This is a genomic window from Collinsella sp. CLA-JM-H32B (assembly GCF_040098065.1).
In the GTDB taxonomy this organism is placed as follows: Bacteria; Actinomycetota; Coriobacteriia; order Coriobacteriales; family Coriobacteriaceae; genus Collinsella.
This window is the reverse complement of record NZ_JBBNNA010000013.1, coordinates 23601-44861: the sequence shown is the minus strand read 5'-3', so window position 1 is coordinate 44861 and position 21261 is coordinate 23601. Positions and strand designations below refer to the sequence as shown.

The following is a 21261-nucleotide window of genomic DNA, read 5'->3' as shown; positions in this document are numbered from 1 at the left end:
AGACAGCGCAAGACAATGCATAAACATGCACTCAACAGTGTAGCAAGTTGTACCCAAATACGCTGCTGACAGGTTTTATAACCCCCGCTAGTTAAGGCGCTCCACAAAGAAATCTGCCATGGAGAGGAACAGCTCGCGTGCATGCGGGTCGAGCGAAACGTCCTCGATGGCGGCCTTAGCTTTGGCGGTCAGGTCCAGTGCGTAGGCGTGGGCGTAATCGATAGAGCCAGTCTCCTGGAAGATTTCCACGGCGCGCGCGAGCTGCGCGGGGTCCTCGGTGCCCGAGGAGAGGATCGCTTCAATCTCGTCGTGATAGCGCTCATCAGACAGGGCGTGCACGGCAACCAGGGTGCGCTTACCCTCGGTGATGTCGGTGCGGAAGTCCTTGTTGGCGGCCTCCTTGGTACCGATTAAGTTGAGTAGATCATCTTGGATCTGGAAGGCAAGGCCGGTGTGCAGGCCAAAGGCGCGCAGCGCCTCAATTTGCTCCTCGCTGCCGCCGCCGATGATGGCTCCGGTGGCAAGCGGCGTGGCTCCGCTGTAGTACGCGGTCTTGTGCGTCGCCATGTCCAGGTAATCGTCGACCGAGATGTCGAAGCGCCCGTCGCGTACCCAACCCAGGTCGAGCGCCTGGCCCTCGATGGTACGAACGATCATCTCGGTGAGCTCGTGGAGCACGCGGAGTTTTACGTTGGACTCCAGCGTGGGGTCGTCGAGAACCGTCTTGGTGACCATGGTGAGCGCCAGGTCGCCGCAGTTGATGGCAAGCCCCGTGCCCTCGGTGAGGTGCATGCAAGGCTTGCCGCGACGCAGCTGGCCGTTGTCGGCAATGTCGTCGTGGATGAGCGCGCCCGACTGGAAATGCTCGATAGCTGCCGCGGCGCTGCGGGCGCTCTCAAAGCTACCGCCCACTGCGGTTGCGGCGAGCATGCAGATAAGCGGACGGTGGCGCTTGCCGGCGTTGGCCGTAAAAGCCGAGAGCGGCGCGTACAGGTAGCGCTCGATATCGGCAGAGGTCGCCTGTCCGTCAAAGAACGTGGCCAGATAGTCGTTAATCTGGTCAAAGTGCTGGGCTAAAAAGCTGGTAAACGGACTGGACACGGGTTCTCGCATTCTTTCTTAGGTTGCATCGTTGCATTATGCAGACAACATATTGCCACATTAGGGCGTCGAGCGCGGCGGTTGAAGAAGATTGAGTCTTGCGGTTGCAAACGCGGCAAGGGGCTCGGCTAGATAAGCCCAAAGTGTTCGAGCGCGGTGACGACGCCGTCGTGATCGATAGAATCGGTTACGTAGTCCGCCTTCTCCTTAAGGAAGTCTGGTGCGTTGCCCATGGCGATGCCAACATCGACTGCCTCCATGAGGGCGATGTCGTTGCTCGCGTCGCCAATGCCGTACACGGTGCCGTGATCTGGCCCCAGGGCGTCAAGCACGGCACTGATTCCGGCTCGTTTGGTGCACTCACGCGGCGAGATTTCTGTGACCTCGAGCTCGAGCTCGTTGAGACAGAGCAGAGGTCCAAGCTCTTCATCTTGGGCGATGCGGTTGGCAAGTGGTGTGGACATAAGAATTTTATAGGCGTTGTAGTGCTCAAGTTGCGTGACGGCGTCGCCCACGGTGCGTGCGTATCCGTACGTCTCGGGGGCATCTGCACTCATGCGCACCACGCGATCGATGCCCTCAAAGCGAATGACCTCACCCGATTGCTCGAGATAGGGGGCAAGGCGCTGTAGCAGACCAGGGTTTATGGCTGCATTTCGCACAATGCGCCCCTCGAGTTCGGCGTAACCGCCCGCGAGACACACGACGCCCGTCCACGGCAGCTCGAGCAGCTTAGGATGGATGCAGCTCAGGGTGCGTCCCGTGCAGATAAAGGCCATGTTGCCGTTGGCGACAAACTCGCGGATTGCCTGCGAAACCGCCTCGTTGGGATAGGGGGAGAGGTCCCGCTCGTCTTCGGGAAGGTCTTGGGCGAGCCTGGGGTCTTGCCACGCGAGCGTGCCGTCAACGTCGAAGAAGCAGATATCGCCGTGCTTGTGGGTTGGGCTGGCGGCAGGGGAGGCCGAGGTGGTGGGCACAAATCCCGGCTCGAGGCCCATGATCTGGTCAAAATGCTCTTTGACGCGGGGAACGGAGATGCCGATGATCACCTGGGCGGTCTTGCCCGTAATGATGAGGCCCTTGGCGCCCACCGCGACAAACGACGCGTTATCTGCAACGATGGAAGGGTCCACGACTTCGACGCGCAGCCGCGTAGCGCAGTTGGTTGCGCCCACAATGTTGGAGACGCCGCCCAGAAGCATCACAACCTGCTCGGCGAGCAGATGGTCTTGTGATGCCTGGCCGCCGGAAGCGCTGTTTTCGGATGAGCACTCTTCGTCAACGTCGTCTCCCGTCAAGCGCGAGAGCGCCGTGTTGCTGGCGATGTGGTCCTCGCGTCCTGGGGTTTTAAGGTCAAAGGTCAGAATAAGACCTCGAAAACTCAGAAAGAAGATGACGCTAAAGATGAGTCCGATTTCGAGCGCCAAAAGATAGGAGCCGGCATGCGTTCGCATGAGCGGGATAAAGTTGAAAGCGGCCATTTCCATAAAGCCACCCGAGAAGATGCCGACGACGCCAAAGAAGTTCATAGCCATGGCGAGGCAAGACGAGAGGACGGCGTAGAGCAAAAAGAGCCCGGGGTGGGTGAACATAAAGAGAAACTCGAGCGGTTCGGTGACGCCGCAGACCACTGAGGCAACAATGGCGGGAACCAGGATGACCTTGAGACCGGCGCGGCGCTCGGGCTTTGCGGTGGAGTAGAACGCAGCCGCGATGGCAGGAAGGCCAAAGAGCTTGACCCAGCCGGTGGCGGTGAAACCGGCCCACGGCGCAAGCTCATTGAGGGGGCGCGTGCTGTGGGAGAGGATGGGGAGCAAATTGGTCCACGTGGCGTAGATGCCGTCGTTAATGACCAGGTTGTCGTAGTAGATCGGCATGTAGAGCAGGTGGTGCAGCCCCATGGGCTCGAGTGCTCGTTCTAAAAAGACAAAGATGCCTACGCCGAAGGGGCCGACGCCCGCAAGCGCGTGGCGCAGCGTCTCAGTCACTGCGTATACGGAAGGCACGATGGCGGCCGAGACGATAGCAAGGGCGAGCACGGCAAAGAAGCTGATGAGGTAGACCAGCGAGGATCCCGAGAAGGTGCCGAGCCAATCGGGAACCTTGGCATCGTAGAAGTGGTCATGAATGGCGACGACGGTTGCCGACACCACAAGCGGGCCGATAATGCCGGTGTCGAGCGTCTTGATGCCGTCGATGACGGTGATGCCGCTAGCGGGGGTTAAAGATGATGGGTACTTAAGTCCAAGGTTGTCTCCGCTCAGCTTAATGATCTCGCTTAAAAAGAAGCAGTAGGCAAAATAGGCGACGAGTGCCTCGAGGCAGCAACGCGCCGGCTGCTTTTGGGCAAGGCCGATGGGCAGCGCGATGGCAAACAGGAGCGGAAGACGTTTAAAGACTGTCCACGATCCACGCTGGACGATACTCCAGAAAATGTACCAGGGGGTTCCATATGTGGCCATATCGCCGACAATGTCTACGGTCGTGGCGAGGGATGAGATGCCGACCATAAGGCCCGATATGGAAAAGAGCATGGCGGGCGCGAACATGGCTCCGCCAAAACGTTGGATTTTCTGCAGCATAATATGCCTTCCGGATGCAACATGCTGTGCGAGCAAGAACGTTTAAACAATGAACTCATTGTAGAGGACTGGCTGCTTGCCGCATTGACGGTTTTGATTCGGTCCGATTTGGGTGTCGGGGGAACCGTCGACGGTAAATAATCCGTGCTTTGCCGATAGACGGTTTAAACAACCCCAAGAAATGCTATCGTGCCTAGCCATACATATTCATTAGAGGTGAAGCCATGCCAAAAGCGATTTACGAAGGAATCTACCGCGAGATCCGTTCGCGCATCATTAACGGGACCTATGCGTTTCAGGAGATGCTGCCAACCGAAGCCGAGCTGACCGCAGAGTTCGACTGTACGCGCAATACCGTCCGCCGCGCCTTGAGCATGCTGGCCGACGAGATGTTTGTGCAGCCCATACACGGCAAGGGCGTACGCGTTATTTGGCTCAAGGGCGAAACCGATATGCTGGGCGCGCTCGAGGAAGTCGAGTCGTTTGGCGAATTTGCAAAGCGCAACAATGCCGTTGCATCGACGGACGTTAAGTCCTTTGAACATCTGGTCTGCACCGAGCAGCTCTCTCGTCGCCTGGGCTTTAAGGTGGGCGAGGAGTTGATTCGTGTGGTGCGCGTCCGTAGCCTTAACGGTAGCGCTCGCCAGGTGGACCACGGCTATTTTCTGAAGTCGATCGCCAAAGGCCTGACCCCCGAGGTCGCGTCGGATTCTATCTACGGCTATCTGGAGCACAAGTGCGGCGTCAAGGTGATGGCGAGCCGTCGTACGGTGAGTGTCGAGCTCGCCAACGATGAGGACTGCAGCTATCTTGACCTTGGCAAATACAACTGCGTTGCCGTCATGGAGAGCCAGTCGTACACCTCGGATGGCATCTTGTTTGAGGTGACGCACACCCGTACGCACCCCGAGATCTTCCATTACCGCGTCAATTCCAAGCGATAGCCGGCTAGCTCGCAGCCTGACGAGACTCATGCCCTCAAAGAGAAAGCGCCCGGTCAAGCCGACGATATATCGGCTTGACCGGGCGCTTTCTCTGCATTCGATAACAAATAATTGTTTATACAAAACTTGTCAAGTATCAAGTTGAAATTACCGTTTACCGAAGTTTTTCTACCGCTCTAGTAATACTTGTTCAAACAACTATCCAAATAGCGTATTGTACAAATCAGCAAAAGGGGCAAAGTCCCCGAGCCAATCTCCGAAGGCGGCGGCAAAGGGTGCCGCCACGGTGTGAAAGGGTGGATTGTAATGAAGAACGAAATGAGCAGAAGGCAGTTCCTGGGCTTCGCTGGTTCCGCGGCTGCGGTTCTGGGTCTGGGTCTTGTGGGCTGCGGTGGCTCCGCCGGCTCCGGCTCCTCTGCTTCTGGTGACGCCGCCGAGGTCTACTTCCTCCAATTCAAGCCCGAGGTCGACAAGGAGTGGAAGGAGATCGCCAAGGCGTACAAGGAGGAGAAGGGCGTCGAGGTCAAGATCGTGACCGCCGCCTCCAACACCTACGAGGAGAAGCTCAAGTCCGAGATGTCCAAGAGCTCCGCTCCGACCCTGTTCCAGGTCAACGGCCCCACCGGTCTTAAGAACTGGAAGGATTACTGCGCCGACCTGTCCGATACCAAGCTCCGCGGTGAGCTCATTGACGACTCCCTGGCTCTGCAGTCCGATGGCAAGGATCTGGGTATCGACTGGGTCCAGGAGAGCTACGGCATCATCTACAACAAGCAGCTGCTCGAGAAGGCTGGCTACAAGGCCGAGGACATCAACTCCTTCGATAAGCTGAAGGCTTGTGCCGACGACATCCAGGCCCGCAAGGACGAGCTTGGTGTTGAGGGTGCCTTCACTTCTGCCGGCATGGACGACTCCTCCAGCTGGCGCTACACCACCCACCTCGCCAACCTCCCGCTCTACTACGAGTTCGAGAAGGAGCACAACCAGGACGACGACGAGATCAAGGGCGAGTTCCTCGACAACTACAAGCAGATCTTCGACCTGTACATCACCGACTCCACCTGCGATCCTTCGCAGCTTGCTTCCAAGACCGGCGACGACGCCACCAACGAGTTCGCAACCGGCAAGGCCGTCTTCTACCAGAACGGCTCTTGGGCCTACTCCGACCTCATCAAGGCCGGCATGACCGACGATCAGATTGGCATGATGCCCATCTACATCGGCGTTGACGGCGAGGAGAACCAGGGCCTGTGCTCCGGCGGCGAGAACTACTGGTGCGTCAGCTCCCAGGCTTCCGAGGATGCCCAGAAGGCCACCGAGGACTTCATGTATTGGTGCGTCACCTCTGACACCGCCACCAGCATCATCGCTGACAAGATGGGTCTGACCGCCCCGTTCAAGAGCGCTAAGGAAACCACCAACGTCTTCTCGCAGCAGGCCGTTGCCATGGCCAAGGACGGTAAGAAGACCGTCGCTTGGGACTTCGTCTACATCCCCTCTGAGGAGTGGAAGAAGAACCTCAAGCAGGCTCTGATCGCCTATGCTGCCGACAACAGCAAGTGGGACGGCGTCAAGAACGCCTTCGTGGATGGCTGGAAGACCGAGAAGGCTGCTTCCGAGTAAGCAATTGCTGCCCAAGCTATCTGATTAGCGACAGGGGGCGGGCAGACGTTGGTTTGCCCGCCCCCTGCATATTGAAAGGACCCTTCTATGGGCAAAGCACTCAAGCGCTGGTGGCCGCTCTTTATGCTGCCCACGTGCCTGGCGTTTATGATCGGGTTCGTGATTCCCTTTATCCAGGGCTTCTATCTCTCGTTCTGCCAGTTTATTACCATTAACAACACGCACTTTGTCGGTATCGAGAACTACGTGCGCGCGCTGTCCGATCCGCAGTTTGCCACGTCGTTCTTCTTTACGGTGGCGTTTGCCTTCCTGTCGACGGTGCTCATCAACGTGATTGCCCTCGCCATTGCGCAGGCGCTCACCCGCAAGGCGCTCAAGGGCACTAACATCTTCCGTACGATCTTCTTTATGCCTAACCTGATCGGCGGCATCGTGCTGGGCTACATTTGGCAGATTCTGATCAACTGCCTGCTCTCCAACATCGGCGCCGACCTTATCGCCCTTAACTCTGCTGCTGGCTTCTGGGGCCTTATCATCCTGACCCTGTGGCAGCAGGTCGGCTACATGATGATCATCTACATCGCTGGTCTGCAGTCCATTCCGTCCGACTACATCGAGGCCGCCAAGGTCGACGGCGCCACGGCATGGCAGACGTTTTGGAAGGTTAAGATCCCCAATCTGATGCCGACGATTACCATCTGCCTGTTCCTGTCCATCACCAACGGATTTAAGCTGTTCGACCAGAACCTCGCCCTTACCGGCGGCGCTCCCGCACACTCCACCGAGATGCTCGCCCTGAACATCTACAACACGTTCTACTCGCGTGCCGGCATCGCATGGCAGGGCATTGGCCAGGCCAAGGCAGTCATCTTCTGTATCCTGGTCGTTGCTATTTCCATGATCCAGCTTAAGGCCACGAGGTCCAAGGAGGTGCAGCAGTAATGAAACGCGATAAGGCTATTAACCGCGCGCTCTCGATTTTCTTTACGATCCTGTCGCTCGCGTGGATCTACCCCGTGTTCATGATTGCGCTCAATTCCTTTAAAAAGGGAACTGCAATCAGCACCACCACGGCATTCGATTTGCTCACGCCCGAGACGTTCAACGGTCTCGCAAACTACGTGCACGCTCTTAACGAGCAGGGCTTTGCCTCGGCGTTTATGTACTCGCTCATCATCACGGTCACGTCGGTCGTTCTGATTTTGGTGTGCTGCTCCATGTGCGCTTGGTACGTAGTGCGCGTCAACAGCAAGATTTCGAACTTCTTCTATTACCTGTTCGTCTTCTCGATGGTCGTGCCCTTCCAGATGCTCATGTTCACGCTGTCCAATTTGGCGGACCGCATCGGCTTCAACACGCCATTCAACATCTGCTTTATCTACCTTGGCTTTGGCGCGGGCCTGGCGGTCTTTATGTTCGCCGGCTTTGTAAAGAACATCCCGCTCGAGATCGAAGAGGCGGCCATGATTGATGGCTGCAACCCGGTCCAGGTGTTCTTTAAGATTGTTCTCCCCATCATGAAGCCCACCTATCTTTCGGTCGGCATTCTCGAGACCATGTGGGTCTGGAACGACTACCTGCTGCCCTACCTTACGCTCGACTCCACCAAGTACAAGACCATTCCTATCTTGATCCAGTACTTCCGCGGCGGCTACGGCCACGTCGAGCTCGGCCCCATGATGGCCTGCATCATGATGGTCGTTGTCCCCATCGTCATCATGTACATCCTCTGCCAGAAGTACATCATTGACGGTGTGGTGGCAGGTGCCGTCAAGGGCTGATGCCGTAACTGTTTTGCAAGTTTCTGCGGCGCCCCTCAGCGCGGCGCCGCGTATCGAAAGGTAAAGACATGGCCGAGATCGTTCTCAAACATGTTCAGAAGGTGTATCCCAACACCGAGTCCAAAAAGAAGGGCTTCTTTGGCAAAAAGAAGAAGACCGAGGAGAAGAAGCACAACCTCAAGGTTACCGAGGATGGCGTGCTCGCTGTTGAGGACTTTAACCTCACCGTTCACGACCAGGAGTTCGTCGTCCTCGTTGGCCCGTCTGGCTGCGGTAAGTCCACGACGATGCGCATGGTTGCTGGCCTGGAGGACATCACCTCGGGTGACGTGTTCATCGACGGCAAGCGCGTCAACGACGTGGCGCCCAAGGACCGCGACATCGCCATGGTGTTCCAGAGCTATGCTCTGTACCCCAACATGACGGTGTACGAGAACATGGCGTTTACGCTTGAGCTCAAGAAGGTCCCCAAGGACGAGATCGACCGCAAGGTTCGCTCCGCTGCCGAGATCCTGGGTATTACCGAGTATCTCGACCGTAAGCCCAAGGCGCTCTCCGGCGGTCAGCGTCAGCGCGTCGCCATCGGCCGCGCCATCGTGCGTGACCCCAAGGTCTTCCTGATGGACGAGCCGCTGTCCAACCTGGACGCCAAGCTCCGTAACCAGATGCGCGCCGAGCTCATCAAGCTGCGCCACGAGATCAAGGGCACGTTCATCTACGTCACCCACGACCAGACCGAGGCCATGACCCTCGGCGATCGTATCGTGGTCATGAAGGACGGCGTCGTCCAGCAGATTGCCACGCCGCAGGAGGTCTTCAACCATCCCGCGAACATCTTCGTTGCCGGCTTTATCGGCGTGCCGCAGATGAACTTCTTCGATGCCCAGCTGGTGCGCTCGGGCAACGGCTTCACCGTCAAGACCGAGGATATGAACGTGACGCTCGCCCCCGAGACCTGCGCTCAGCTTGCTCTCAACTGGGACGACGGCGACGTGAAGGAGATTACGGCCGGCGTGCGCCCCGAGCAGATTCTGCTTGCCGACAAGGGCGAGGAGGGTGCGCTCCAGGGCACCGTCGAGGTGACCGAGCTCATGGGTTCGACCGAGCACGTTCACGTGACCGCTCCCGATGGCCAGTTCGTCCTGATCATTCCCGTTGTCGACCTTGAGGCCAAGGGTGCGCTCAAGGCGGGCGACTCCATCTGGTTCAAGTTCGAGAAGAACGCGACCCATCTCTTCGATAAGGTGTCTGGCAAGAACCTTATCTAGGCCCGGTGCATCCAGGCCCTCCCTTTGGGCGACTGCGGTATTGCCATCCTTTTGCCGCGGTCACATATAAGACTCCCCTCCCGTCCACTGGGCGAGAGGGGAGCCTTTCTTTATGACGGGGTTGTCTGGTCGGTCGTTTGTCTCGATTTGTAACAAGTAGAGGATCGAATTGGCTTTAGATGTTACAGAACGAGATTGAGTTGAGCCGCCTGTCCTTCCGTCTCGATCTGTAACACGAAGGACTGATTTCGGTAGTTACCTGTTACAGAACGAGATTGTTTTAGCCGGCTTATCCATTTGTCTCGATTTGTAACAGTAAGGGCGGATTTCGGACGTTAGATGTTACAGATTGAGATAAACCCTAGGGAAAGAACCGGTTTGTCTTGATCTGTAGCAGGTAGGACCGTTTTGGCCGAATAGGTGTTACAGATTGAGACGATTTAGTCGAGGCGGTTCACAGGGGCAACGCACGGGCACAAAAAACGGAGCCGTGTTGCCACGACTCCGTTCCTCAAGAGGATGGTAAGGGGAATGGGTTAGTCCAGGTGCCAAATCTCGTCGTTGTACTGGGAGATCGTACGGTCGGACGAGAAGGTGCCGGCGTTGGCGATGTTGATCAGCGCCTTGCGCATCCAGGCATCCTGGTCCTCGTAGTCGGCCAGCACGCGCTCCTTGGTCTGGATGTACTCTTCAATATCGAGCAGGGCCATAAACCAGTCCTTGCCCTTGATGTCATCGCGCAGACGCTGCAGGCGCTCGGCGTTGCCGGTCGCCATAAAGGCCGGGTTGGTGATGAAGTCCACCAGCAGTTTAATGCCGGGCTTGCGGTAGAGCGCGCCGGCGTTGTAGGTGCCGTCGGCGTAGAGCTGCTCGACCTGTTTGGACGAGGCGCCAAAGGTATAGATGTTCTCGTCGCCCACGAGCTCAGCAATCTCCACGTTGGCACCGTCGAGCGTGCACAGGGTCAAAGCGCCGTTGAGCATGAACTTCATGTTGGAAGTGCCGCTCGCCTCCTTGGAGGCCAGACTGATCTGCTCGGAGATGTCGGCGGCGGGGATTACGCGCTCGGCGGCGGTGACGTTGTAGTTCTCGATCATGACGACCTGCAGGTAGGGGGCCACGTCGGGGTCGTTGGCTATCCACTGGGACAGCGTCAGGATTAGGTGGATGATGTCCTGAGCGATGGTATAGGCAGGCGCTGCCTTGCCGCCAAAGATGATGGTGACGGGGTGCTTAGGCTTATTGCCGTTTTTGATGTCGAGATACTTCCAGATGATGTAGAGCGCGAGCATCTGCTGGCGCTTGTACTCGTGGATACGCTTGACCTGAACATCGATGATGGCGTTGGAGGGAATGGTCACACCCTGCTCGAGCGCCATGAACTGGCGCATGATGGCCTTGGCCTCGGTCTTGGTGGCAGCCAGGCGCTCAAGAACATCTTTGTCGTCGGCGAACTTGGCGAGTTTGCTCAGATCGCCGGTGCTGCGCCAGTCGGTGCCGATCACATCGTCGAGCAGGTTGGCGAGCGCGGGGTTGGCTCCCTGGATCCAGCGGCGGAAGGTGATGCCGTTGGTCTTGTTGGAGAACTTCTCGGGATAGATTTCGTAGAACGGGTGAAGCTCGGTGTCCTCCAGGATCTTGGTGTGGAGTGCGGCGACGCCGTTGATGGAGAAGCCAAAGTGGATGTCCATGTGGGCCATGTGTACGGTGTCGTGCTCGTCGATGATGGCGACGCGCGGGTCGTCGTGCTCGGCCTTCGCGATCTCATCGAGCTTGACGATAATGTCGGCGATGGCGGGCGAGACCTTCTGCAGACTGGTGAGCGGCCACTTCTCGAGCGCCTCGGCAAGAATCGTGTGGTTGGTGTAGGCGACCATGGAGCGCACGATGGCAACGGCCTCGTCAAACTCGATGTCGTGCTCGGTGGTGAGCAGGCGGATGAGCTCGGGAATGACCATGGTGGGGTGCGTATCGTTGATCTGGACCACGGCGTAGTCGGCCAGGTCGTGCAAGTTGCTGCCGCGCTCGACGGCCTCGTCAATCAGGAGCTGGGCGGCGTTGCTCACCATGAAGTACTCCTGGTAGATGCGAAGAAGACGGCCCTGCTCATCGGAATCATCCGGATAGAGGAACAAGGTGAGGTTCTTGGCGATCTCGGTCTTGTCGAAGTCGATGGAGCTGCCGGGGACCAGGCCGTCATCGACGCTTGCCAAATCGAACAGACGCAGGCGGTTCTTGGTGGGCTGGCCGTAACCGGGCACATCGATGTTGACGAGCTTGGAGGTAACGGCAAAGTCGCCGAACTCGACGGTGTAGGAGCGGTCGTCATCGATCAGGATGTCCTGCTCGCTGAGCCACTCGTCGGGGACGGCCTTCTGCTGATTGTCGACAAAGCGTTGGCGGAACAGGCCGTAATGGTAGTTGAGGCCCACGCCGTCGCCGGTAAGGCCCAACGTTGCGATGGAATCCAAGAAGCATGCGGCCAGACGGCCCAGGCCACCGTTGCCGAGCGAAGGCTCGACTTCAAACTCCTCGACCTTATTGAGGTCGTGGCCGGCGGCGGTGAGCTGGTCCTTAACCTCGTCATAGATGCCGAGGTCGATCATGTTGTTGATGAGCAGCTTGCCGATCAAAAACTCGGCAGAGATGTAGTAGAGCTTTTTCTTGCCGTTGTTGAGCGGACAGGCGGCGGAGCGCTCCTGCACGAGCTTGACCAGCAGTTTGTAAATGCGGCGGTCATCGAGTTGCTCGGGCGAAGTTCCAAAAGACTGCTCGGCAAGATCAGCAAGATTGATACGGGGCATGCTTCCTCCTGTGGTGAGTTGACGACATGTCAGAAATTCAAAAGAAGCCCGCGCGAGGGGATTGGGGTGGCCTCGCGCGGGAAAAGCGGTCACGTCCGCACGGTGGGGTGGGGTCGGGCGCGGTGGCTTCTATTGGGGAAGCTCGATTTCGGCTTCCGACGGGATGCGGAAGTAGGTTTCGGTCCAGTCGGTAAGCTTGTGCTCGAGCTCGCGGGTGATGGCACCATCGAGCATGCGCCAAGTCCAGTTGCCGCCCAGGGTAGCGGGGGTGTTTATGCGTGCCTCGTTGCCCAGGTTGAGCAGGTCTTGCATGGTGTAGATGCAGGTATCGCTCACGCTGGCGGCGATGGTGCGGTTGAGTGCATCGGCCATGGGCTCGCCTGTCTGCTGGTGGGTGTACAGGGCCGCCTGCTCGCGCTGACGCGGGGTGGCCGTTCCCTCAAACCAACCGCGCGCCGTCTCGTTGTCGTGCGTGCCCACATAGGCGACGGTGTTGGCAATGTAGTTGTGCGGCAGGTAGTACGAGTTGGTGCCCTCAAAGGCGAATTGCAAGATCTTCATGCCGGGGAAGCCCGAGGTGTCGCGCATGTCGATGACGCCGGGGGTGAGGAAGCCCAGGTCTTCGGCGATGATGGGCAGCGTGCCGAGCTTTTCCTCGAGCGTCTTGAAGAACTTGAGGCCGGGGCCCTGTGTCCACGAGCCGTAGGACGAATCGGGTGAGGAGAACGGTACCTCCCAATAGGCCTCGAAGCCGCGGAAGTGATCCAGGCGGATGACATCGTACATGTCGAGGGCGGCGCGGATGCGGCCCTCCCACCAGGAGAAACCGTCGGCCTCCATGGCGTCCCAGTCATAGATGGGATTGCCCCAGTACTGGCCGGTGGCAGAGAACCGGTCGGGCGGCGTGCCAGCGACACTCACAGGATTACCGGCGGCGTCGATCTTAAAGAGCTCGGGCGTGGCCCACATCTCAACGGAGTCGCGCGAGACATAGATAGGCAGGTCGCCGATGATGAGGATGTCGCGCTCGTTGGCATAGGCCTTGAGGCGGCTCCACTGACGATCGAAGAAGTACTGCGTCATCTGGTGGTAGAGCATGCGCGCGGGATGGGCGGCGCAGACCTTGGCAGAAGCCTCACCGCGGGTACGGAGCTCTGCGGGCCACTCCCAAAATGCCTTGAGACCGCACTCCTCCTTGACGGTCATGAACTCGCAGTAGGGGATGAGCCAGTCTTCGTTGGTTTGGATAAAGCCGTCGAAGTCGGCCGGCTTGTCGGCGGCAAAGCGCTCGGCGGCGCGGTCGAGAATCTGACGACGGCCACCAAAGATGGCACCATAGTCGACATTGCTGGGGTCGGAGCCCAGGTACACGCCGTCGATATCGCGCTGCTCCAGATAGCCGGCCTCGATGAGTTCGGCAAAGTCAATGAAGTTGGGATTGCCCGCACGGGCCGAGAACGACTGATAGGGCGAGTCGCCATAGCTCGTCGTCGTAAGGGGCAGAATCTGCCAGTAATGTTGTTTGCACGAGGCAAGAAAATCGACAAAGTCGTAGGCATTCCAGCCAAAGCCGCCGATTCCGTACGGTCCGGGCAGAGACGAGATGGGCATGAGGACGCCGCTTGCACGCTCCATGAATGCGCTCACCAACCTTCTTGTTGTGGGGTCAGCCTGCCGATGGAAGAGCAGTCCGCCCCCGGTGTTCTGATTCGATACATCTATTGTAGAACATGTTGTTTAAACATGTACGGGCAAGATAAAAAAGTTGGCCCATTTTCGGTAAATGGTTACGCGCCATGAAAAAAGCCCCGGTCTCACATCGTGAGATCGGGGCAAGAACGGTATGTAGGTTTTTGCTACTCGGCGTCGGCGAAGCCGTTGGGGTTGTGGCTCTGCCAATTCCAGCTGTCACGGCACATATCCGCGATGTCGTACTGGGCCTTCCAACCCATCATGCGTTCGGCCTTGGAGGCATCGCACCAGTTGGCGGCGATGTCGCCGGCACGGCGCTCGCGGATCACATAGGGCAGCTCCTTGCCGCAAGCTTTGGAGAAGGCGGCGACGACCTCGAGTACCGAGGTGCCGGTGCCGGTGCCCAGGTTAAAGATCTCGACGCCGGTTTTGCCGTTCATCCAGTTAAGGGCGGCAACGTGACCAGATGCCAGGTCGCACACGTGGATGTAGTCGCGAACACCGGTGCCGTCGGGGGTGGGGTAATCGTTGCCAAAGACCTGAACGGCCTCGAGCTTACCGACGGCGACCTGGGCGACGTAAGGCACCAGGTTGTTGGGGATACCCTTGGGATCCTCGCCGATCAGGCCCGACGGATGGGCGCCGATGGGATTGAAGTAACGGAGCAGCACGACGTCCCACTCGGGGTCGGCGGTGTGGACGTCCATGAGGATCTGCTCAATCATCCACTTGGTCCAACCATAGGGGTTGGTCGCGGGCTTCTTGGGGTCCTCTTCGGTGACGGGCGGATTGTCCGGATCGCCGTAGACGGTCGAAGAGCTCGAGAAGATGATGGACTTACAACCGTGGTTGCGCATGACATCGATGAGCACCAGGGTGTTCTCGATATTGTTGTGGTAGTACTCGACGGGCTTGCTCACCGACTCGCCAACGGCCTTAAAGCCGGCGAAGTGGATGACGCGGTCAATCTGGTGGGTATCGAAGATCTTGTTCATCGCATCGCGGTCGAGCACGTTGGCCTCGTAGAAGGTGAGGTTCTTGGCGGCCTCGTCGCCCACGATGGTCTTGACGCGGTCGATGGCAACGGCGCTGGAGTTGGAGAGGTCATCGACGACGACAACCTGGTAGCCACCCTCGAGCAGCTGAACGACGGTGTGCGAGCCGATAAAGCCGGCGCCGCCGGTAACGAGGACGCAGGTGTCTTTGGGGTCGAGTGCTTTGGACATGTAGTCTCCTATCGAATCAGGAACACTTCTTGAGGGGAGTATAGCGCAGCTGGGGGCGCCCAAAACACGCGGGGCAGGAAAACCAGAGGATTGATGTTAACGTACTCATAGGGTGTTATTTGCATAATCCTTACCTTTGGTGTGGGACGTATTTGCGAGCCGCTGACCATGCTTTTCCAGCCGTTCGTGGAAATAGTTGGGACAAGCGCGATGTGCGTTAATATGTTTGAGTTGAGCGACATATAAATAAGCATGTAACGGAGTACATATGTCACCAAACAACGATTCCATCTTTACGCAGGAGCTTTCGCGCCGCACTGCCCTTAAGGCTCTTTTCGGTGCTGCTTCCGCGGCTGTTCTTTTTGGCCTGCCCGCCCGCGCCCATGCGGCTGAGGCCAGCCAAGAAACCACCGACAAACTGAATGCCGCCCAGGCCCAGCTCGACGAGGTCCAGGCCCAGCTCGACAGCATCGCTAATGAGTACGCGACGCTCGCCAACAAGAATGCCCAGACCCTCAGCGATATCGAGGGCGTACAGGGCCAGATTGACGAGACGCAGGCTCAGATCGACACCAAGAAGGCCGAGCTCAAAGAGAAGCGCAGCGATCTTTCCGATCGCGTTGCCGCCAGCTATAAGTCGGGCGGCACCAACATCTTGTCGTTGCTGCTCGCTTCTGGTTCGTTTGAGGAGCTCGTCGCCAACGCGCATTACGTCGAGAAGATCAACAAGAGCGACCGTGACGCCATCGAGGATATCCAGACCATCCAGAAAGAGCTCGATACGCAGAAGTCCGAGCTCGAGTCGCAGAAGGCCGACCTGGAGAAGCTCAAGGACCAGCAGACTGCTCAGATGCAGGACATGCAGGCCAAGCAGCAGGAGGTCCAGACGGTTCTGAACGGCCTTTCCGATGATGTTAAGGAGCTCATGGCCCAGCGCGATTCCGAGATTCTCGCTGCCGCTCAGGCCGAGGAAGCTGCCAAGAAGGCTGCCGCTGCCGCGGCTGCCGCAAACAAGAACAATTCCTATTCGGGTGGTTCAAGCTCGGGTGGCGGCTCGTATGCCGGCGGCACCCCGCAGCAGAATGCCGGCTCGGGCAAGCAGCAGGCCGTCGTCAATGCATGCTACTCCACGCCTTCGCCTGGCCTGAACTGGTGCGCCGCCTGGGTTACCAACGTGTTCCGCAACGCCGGCGTGGGCTACTTTGGCGGCAACGCGTGCGACATGTTTAACGCCTGGTGCTACAGCTCCGATCGTTCGGCGCTGCAGGTGGGCATGATCGTGGCCGACTCGTCGCACAGTGGCACCGGTACGCCGGGTCTGCTGTACGGACACGTGGGCATCTATGTTGGCGGCGGCATCGTTATGAGCAACGAGGGCGCCATCACGTCTAAGTCGCTTGACTCGTTCATTGGGTTCTACGGCACTGGCTCTGGCGTGCGCTGGGGCTGGCTCGGCGGTATTGCGCTGTCGTAAAGCCGACTGGGCCGCGTGCCCGCCCGCAATATATTTGATTGCCTGCTCGGGCAGTCCTGCGCAAGAAGAAGGCCACATTAAGTGGCCTTCTTTGCGTGCGGAACTCGCGATCAATCAAATATATTGCGGGCGGGCACGCGGCCCTCTCGGGTTCGGGGCGCTGCACACCGGACTGGTTGTCTGAATATAGGAAAGCGACGGCCCCTTGGGCTAAATACCAAGTTTTACTTTGCGCTGCGCTTTTTCTTTCCGCCGTAAACGGTTGTTAGGATTGCTGTACCGCCGCTGACGAACAACAGGGCGATCCACAAAGCAAGGCTGTTTCTATCGCCAGCCTTCGGAAGCTCATCGGTTGTTCCCGGTTTAGTGCTGGCAGGTTTTTCTCTTTGGTGCTGGCGGGTTTTTTCTCAAGAGCAGCAATCGCATCTTCGATAGCCTTTGCCATTGCATCAACTTCGCTCTGTTCAGTGATGTTCTTGTCACGGACAACAGCTTTGACGGCAGCTTCTACCGCAGTGAAGTCTTTGTATTCATCTTTGTTCAGGGTATTTGCTTTGGCAATGGCTGCATCGACTTTGGTGTAGTCGGCAGGCAAATAAGTCATTGCAATGGTTTGCGTATGAGTTGCTGTATCAGCCGTAATCGTAATATTGGAATTGAAAACCTCGCAATTATCTGTGCTGACTTCGGCTTGATAAGTACCTGCCTCCAAATTGGCGGGGTTTGTTACTACCTGACCGTTCACTTTGATGGTTACATTTGTCAGTTCAGCAGGTGTTACAACAAAAGAAACTGCATATTTCGGTGCTGGCAGAATAGGTGTGCCATTTGGGTTAAATCGATAATTGCCACCAGCAGCAGTGATTTCATTAAAGAAATCTTCCGTTTTCATGGAGTCAAGGGTCTTTTCTGTTCCAGCATTCTGGTACTTAAAGCAAGCCGGGACATTCTCAGTTCCCACGAAATAATTGTTTTCAAAAGCAGGTGTATCAGAAGAAACACCGCCTGCAATGCCGCCCAAACGCTTATAAGGCGTAGTGGCAGTATATTGAGATAGATTCATTTCACCAGCGAAATAACAATGTTTGATTTCTGTACCTGCACCAACTGTCCCTGCGATGCCGCCGAAATCTGTGGTTCCGTTGCCAAGAGGAACCATTTTCCCTGTGGAATAACAATTGATAATCTTTGAAGCTTGATACAGCTGCCCAACGATTCCGCCGGTACAGGGCGTCCAAGAGGTCATCTCGCCCACATTAGCACAATACTGTACGGTACTGTTTTGAGCAACGCCTACGATACCGCCCATCTGGAAAGAGCTGACATCCTTCGTTATTGAAAAATTCCCCATGTTTTGGCAGTACTCAATCGTGCTATTTATTGCATATCCGCACATAGCCGCAGTACCGTTAATATATTTGTCTGTATCCGTGAACGACACATCTGAAACGCAGTCAGAAATTTTGCTGTCTGCTGCAACACCCGCTATCGTTCCAAAATAGACATACCCCGAATTGGATACATCCAGCTTGCCTTGAATTGTCAAACCGGAAATTTCAGCGCCGTAAACCTCACTGAATAATCCGAAGGACGGATATTCTGTCTTTCCATAGTTTTCGGAAAAATCTAAATTAGAAATCGTATGCCCGTTTCCGTAAAATTTGCCGCTGAAGTAATGCAACAGATTTCCATCAGCATCAAATGTGCTACCAATTGGTGTCCACGCAATACCGGTTAAATCCAAATCTGCATCAAGAGATACAACCGCATCTGTTTTATCGTCGTATTCGCCATTGTCCACAGCTTTTGCAAATTGCAAAAGCTCATCTACTGTTGTGATTGATGTTTTACTGCTTTGAGCGTTCTCTTCTGCAAAAGCTGTCATCGGAACAAGTGCCATCGCGAGACACAACGCAAGCAGAACGCCTAGAAGCTTCTTCTTCATTTTCATTCCTCCAAAATAATTCAATCCGCTACTTACTTCCTCCTACAGCGGACATGCCGGAGAAGATAGAAGGCTTGACCGGAAAAGATTGATTTGCCGGTCGTAGTTAGGACTTCAATATCAAACCACCATCCTTCCGGAAAACGCAAAAAGCCGAAGCCAAGGCATAATGCGCCCTGTCTTCGGCAACTGGATCGTTATTAATTGTATGAAATAAGACTTGAAACGCTGAAAAAGCGGCGCTATGCTCCCGCCGAGCCGAGCCGAGCCGAGCCGAGCCGAGCCGAGCCGAGCCGAGCCGAGCCGAGAATAGGCGCTGCATTTCCATTCGCCATAGCCAAGCCCTCCTTCCCTCTTGTGATTCTCCACTTATGATTTTACCTACCAATTCAATCATAAGTGGAGAATCACAAAAGCCGAAAGGGAGAGGACTTCTTTACGAAGCCTCTCCCTTTCGGGGCCTTCTTTTTAGAGGAATTCTCCGATTCGGTGGACTTCGGGTTGTAGGTCTACTCCGAATTGGTCTTTGACGGTTGCTTGGATGTGGCGGATGAGTTCGTCGACGTCGGCGGCGGTGGCGTGGTTGGCGTTGACGATGAAGCCGCAGTGCTTCTCGCTCACTTGGGCGCCGCCGATAGCGTGGCCGCGCAGGCCGGCGTCCATGATGAGCTTGCCAGCAAAGTGGCCCTCGGGGCGCTTGAAGGTGGAGCCGGCGCTCGGCATGTCGAGCGGCTGCTTGTCCTCACGGCGTTGGCGGTAGTCGTCCATGTCGGCCTTGATCATCGCGGCGTTGCCCGGGGCGAGGTTAAAGGTGGCAGAGAGCACGATAAAGCCGTCGTCGGCGATGCGGCTCTTGCGATAGCCCAGGTTAAGCTCGTCGGCATCGAACTCAATGATATTGCCGCTGCCGCGGGTGCCGTCGTCGAGCGCGCGGGCGGGCTTATAGACGCGCACGGACTCCAAAACATCGGCCATGCAGGCACCGTAGGCGCCGGCGTTCATGTAGCAGGCGCCGCCGACCGATCCGGGGATGCCCGAGAGGGGCTCCATGCCGGTGAGGTGGGCTTCGGCGGCAGCCGCGGCGACATCGGAAAGCAGGGCGCCGGCTGCTGCCGTAACATGCGTGCCGTCGACGGTGATGTTAGAGAGGCCTTCGCCCAGTGCCACGACGACACCGCGGATGCCCTTGTCACCGACGAGTAAGTCGGAGCCGTTGCCCACGATGGTGAGCGGCAGATCGCAGCGGTAGCAGGTGTCAAGCGTGGCGACGAGGCCCTGCTCGGTATCGGGCGTGACAAAGACATCGGCCGGGCCGCCGATCTTAAACGTGGTGTGCTCGCGCATGGGCTCGCTCATGAGCACGTTGTCCTCGCCGGCAACTCCGGCGAGCGCGCAGAGCAGGTCCTCGTTGAAAAAGTCATTCTCGTGCATACGAATATCCGCCTTATGGTGGTCGTTTTCATTAATCGAATGCAATATACCCCACCCGGATGGATTTGGTGCAAAGCAACCTGACCCCAATGCATCGCATGGCGCAAAGGGGTCAGGTTGCTTTGCGCCAATCGCGGCGATAAAACAGCCGTCTACCGGATTGGTAAAGTGTTTATCATCAAGGTAGAGGGACGGTCGCTATACTTTCAAGAGATTGCGCGAATACTCGGAAGGAGCGAGATGGGCAACAAAGTTACTCTCAAGCAGATTGCCCAGGAGGTGGGGCTTTCCCCCTCGTCGGTCTCGCTTGTCCTTAACAACCGGCCCTGTCGAATCTCGGAAGAAAACCGCAAGCTCATCAAAGAGGTCGCGGCGCGCAACCATTATGTTCCTAACCAGATTGCGCGTAGCCTGGTCATGCGCGAGTCGCGCACACTGGGCCTTATCGTCCCTAACATCGAGAGCCGCTTTTTTGCCTCGCTCGCCGGCAGCTTGGAAAAGCGCTGCCGCGAGGACGGCTACGCGCTCTTTATTACCAGCTCGGGCGGAAGCGCCGAGGACGATCTGGAGCTGCTGCGCCAGCTGGTGACGCGCGGCGTCGACGGTGTGTTCTTGGTCGTGGGCGACGAGTTCTCGGACGACCGCGCCCTGCGCGAAGAAGTCAGTCATCTCCCCATTCCGGCCGTGATGGTTGACCGTGCCATTGAGGGACTCGAGTGCGACAAGGTGATGTTCGATCACGAGATGGGTGGCTACATGGCAACCCGCTATCTAATCGAGCAGGGCCACCGTCGCATTGCCTGCTTGGTTAATGCGCGCCGTTCCAATACGGGTCGTAAACGTCTTGCCGGCTACGAGCGTGCGCTGCGCGAGGTTGGCCTGCCTATTGACGCGCGTTTGGAGTTTGAGAGCGAGTACTACATTCCGAGCGCATACGAGGCCTCGGAGGCGGTGCTCGCAACTGACGCCACCGCCGTGTTCGCAAGCTCGGACAACATTGCCCTCGGTCTGCTCAAGCGCTTGCACGAGATGGGGAAGAGCATTCCGAGCGATATCTCGGTCGTAAGCTATGACAACTCGGCGGCCGACGTTCTCTTTGAGCCGGCGCTGACCGCGATTGAGCAGGATCCTGGTGTCCTTGCGGAGCATGCTTTTGGCTGCATGTCCAAGCGTCTTGCCGGTAGGGGCGGTAGACGTGCCGAAGAGGTCGTTCTGGAGCCGGCGCTTATCGTGAAGGGCAGCGTGCTCGAGCTTACTAAACACAACTAAACACGTTTATCAATTTGCAGAGACTGAATGTGGAACACCTGTGACAGGCAATGCCGCAGGTGAATGTCTGCTTTTGCCTTTCCAGATGGCAAATCAGGATGCTAAAACGTTTTTTCAACAT

General features: G+C 57.2%; 14 protein-coding genes. 7 read left to right on the top strand and 7 right to left on the bottom strand.

The window, feature by feature from the left end:
- Positions 1–87 precede the first annotated feature (87 nt).
- Positions 88–1101: a polyprenyl synthetase family protein gene (locus tag AAA138_RS07750; protein WP_349090307.1), complete on the bottom strand. Its 1014-nt coding sequence runs from the start codon at positions 1099–1101 to the stop codon at positions 88–90.
- A gap of 128 nt (positions 1102–1229) precedes the next feature.
- Complete coding sequence (locus tag AAA138_RS07745) at positions 1230–3683, bottom strand: PTS transporter subunit EIIC (RefSeq protein WP_349090305.1); 2454 nt, start codon at positions 3681–3683, stop codon at positions 1230–1232.
- A gap of 224 nt (positions 3684–3907) precedes the next feature.
- Here AAA138_RS07745 and AAA138_RS07740 point away from each other — a divergent pair, with 224 nt between their 5' ends.
- From AAA138_RS07740 to ugpC, 5 genes are all read left to right on the top strand, one after another.
- Positions 3908–4627 carry a GntR family transcriptional regulator gene (locus AAA138_RS07740; protein ID WP_349090304.1) on the top strand — a complete coding sequence of 240 codons (720 nt, stop codon included), beginning with the start codon at positions 3908–3910 and terminating at the stop codon, positions 4625–4627.
- Between the two features lie 306 nt (positions 4628–4933).
- The gene (locus AAA138_RS07735) at positions 4934–6250 is read left to right on the top strand and encodes an ABC transporter substrate-binding protein (protein WP_349090303.1); all 1317 of its coding nucleotides are present in this window, start codon (positions 4934–4936) and stop codon (positions 6248–6250) included.
- An 87-nt stretch (positions 6251–6337) separates the two neighbouring features.
- Positions 6338–7192, top strand: a complete 855-nt coding sequence (locus AAA138_RS07730) for a sugar ABC transporter permease (RefSeq protein ID WP_152073297.1) — start codon at positions 6338–6340, stop codon at positions 7190–7192.
- Positions 7192–8031, top strand: a complete 840-nt coding sequence (locus AAA138_RS07725) for a carbohydrate ABC transporter permease (protein ID WP_195622394.1) — start codon at positions 7192–7194, stop codon at positions 8029–8031. The genes AAA138_RS07730 and AAA138_RS07725 overlap by 1 nt, the downstream gene beginning before the upstream one ends.
- 68 nt (positions 8032–8099) lie before the next feature.
- Positions 8100–9299 carry a sn-glycerol-3-phosphate ABC transporter ATP-binding protein UgpC gene (ugpC, locus tag AAA138_RS07720; RefSeq protein ID WP_349090301.1) on the top strand — a complete coding sequence of 400 codons (1200 nt, stop codon included), beginning with the start codon at positions 8100–8102 and terminating at the stop codon, positions 9297–9299.
- A 536-nt stretch (positions 9300–9835) separates the two neighbouring features.
- Here the strand turns inward: ugpC and glgP are convergent.
- From glgP to galE, 3 genes are all read right to left on the bottom strand, one after another.
- Entirely contained in the window at positions 9836–12103 is a 2268-nt protein-coding gene (gene glgP, locus AAA138_RS07715; RefSeq protein ID WP_349090300.1) for a glycogen/starch/alpha-glucan family phosphorylase, read from the bottom strand.
- Positions 12104–12232: 129 nt separating this feature from the next.
- Complete coding sequence (malQ, locus tag AAA138_RS07710) at positions 12233–13750, bottom strand: 4-alpha-glucanotransferase (protein WP_349090298.1); 1518 nt, start codon at positions 13748–13750, stop codon at positions 12233–12235.
- Positions 13751–13959: 209 nt separating this feature from the next.
- On the bottom strand, positions 13960–15021 hold the full coding sequence (gene galE, locus AAA138_RS07705; RefSeq protein WP_117564856.1) for a UDP-glucose 4-epimerase GalE: 1062 nt from the start codon (positions 15019–15021) through the stop codon (positions 13960–13962).
- 268 nt (positions 15022–15289) lie between these two features.
- Between galE and AAA138_RS07700 the strand changes: the two genes are divergently transcribed.
- A complete protein-coding gene (locus tag AAA138_RS07700) occupies positions 15290–16495 on the top strand; it encodes a hypothetical protein (protein WP_349090297.1) in 1206 nt (401 codons plus the stop codon).
- A 265-nt stretch (positions 16496–16760) separates the two neighbouring features.
- Here the strand turns inward: AAA138_RS07700 and AAA138_RS07695 are convergent, their stop codons facing one another.
- Positions 16761–18440, bottom strand: coding sequence for a GLUG motif-containing protein (locus AAA138_RS07695; RefSeq protein ID WP_349090296.1), 1680 nt, complete (start codon positions 18438–18440; stop codon positions 16761–16763).
- A 468-nt stretch (positions 18441–18908) separates the two neighbouring features.
- Complete coding sequence (gene murB / locus AAA138_RS07690; RefSeq protein ID WP_349090295.1) at positions 18909–19871, bottom strand: UDP-N-acetylmuramate dehydrogenase; 963 nt, start codon at positions 19869–19871, stop codon at positions 18909–18911.
- 240 nt (positions 19872–20111) lie between these two features.
- On the opposite strand from murB, the gene AAA138_RS07685 reads away from it, so the two are divergent.
- Positions 20112–21140, top strand: coding sequence for a LacI family DNA-binding transcriptional regulator (locus tag AAA138_RS07685; protein ID WP_349090293.1), 1029 nt, complete (start codon positions 20112–20114; stop codon positions 21138–21140).
- The last annotated feature ends 121 nt before the right edge of the window (positions 21141–21261 follow it).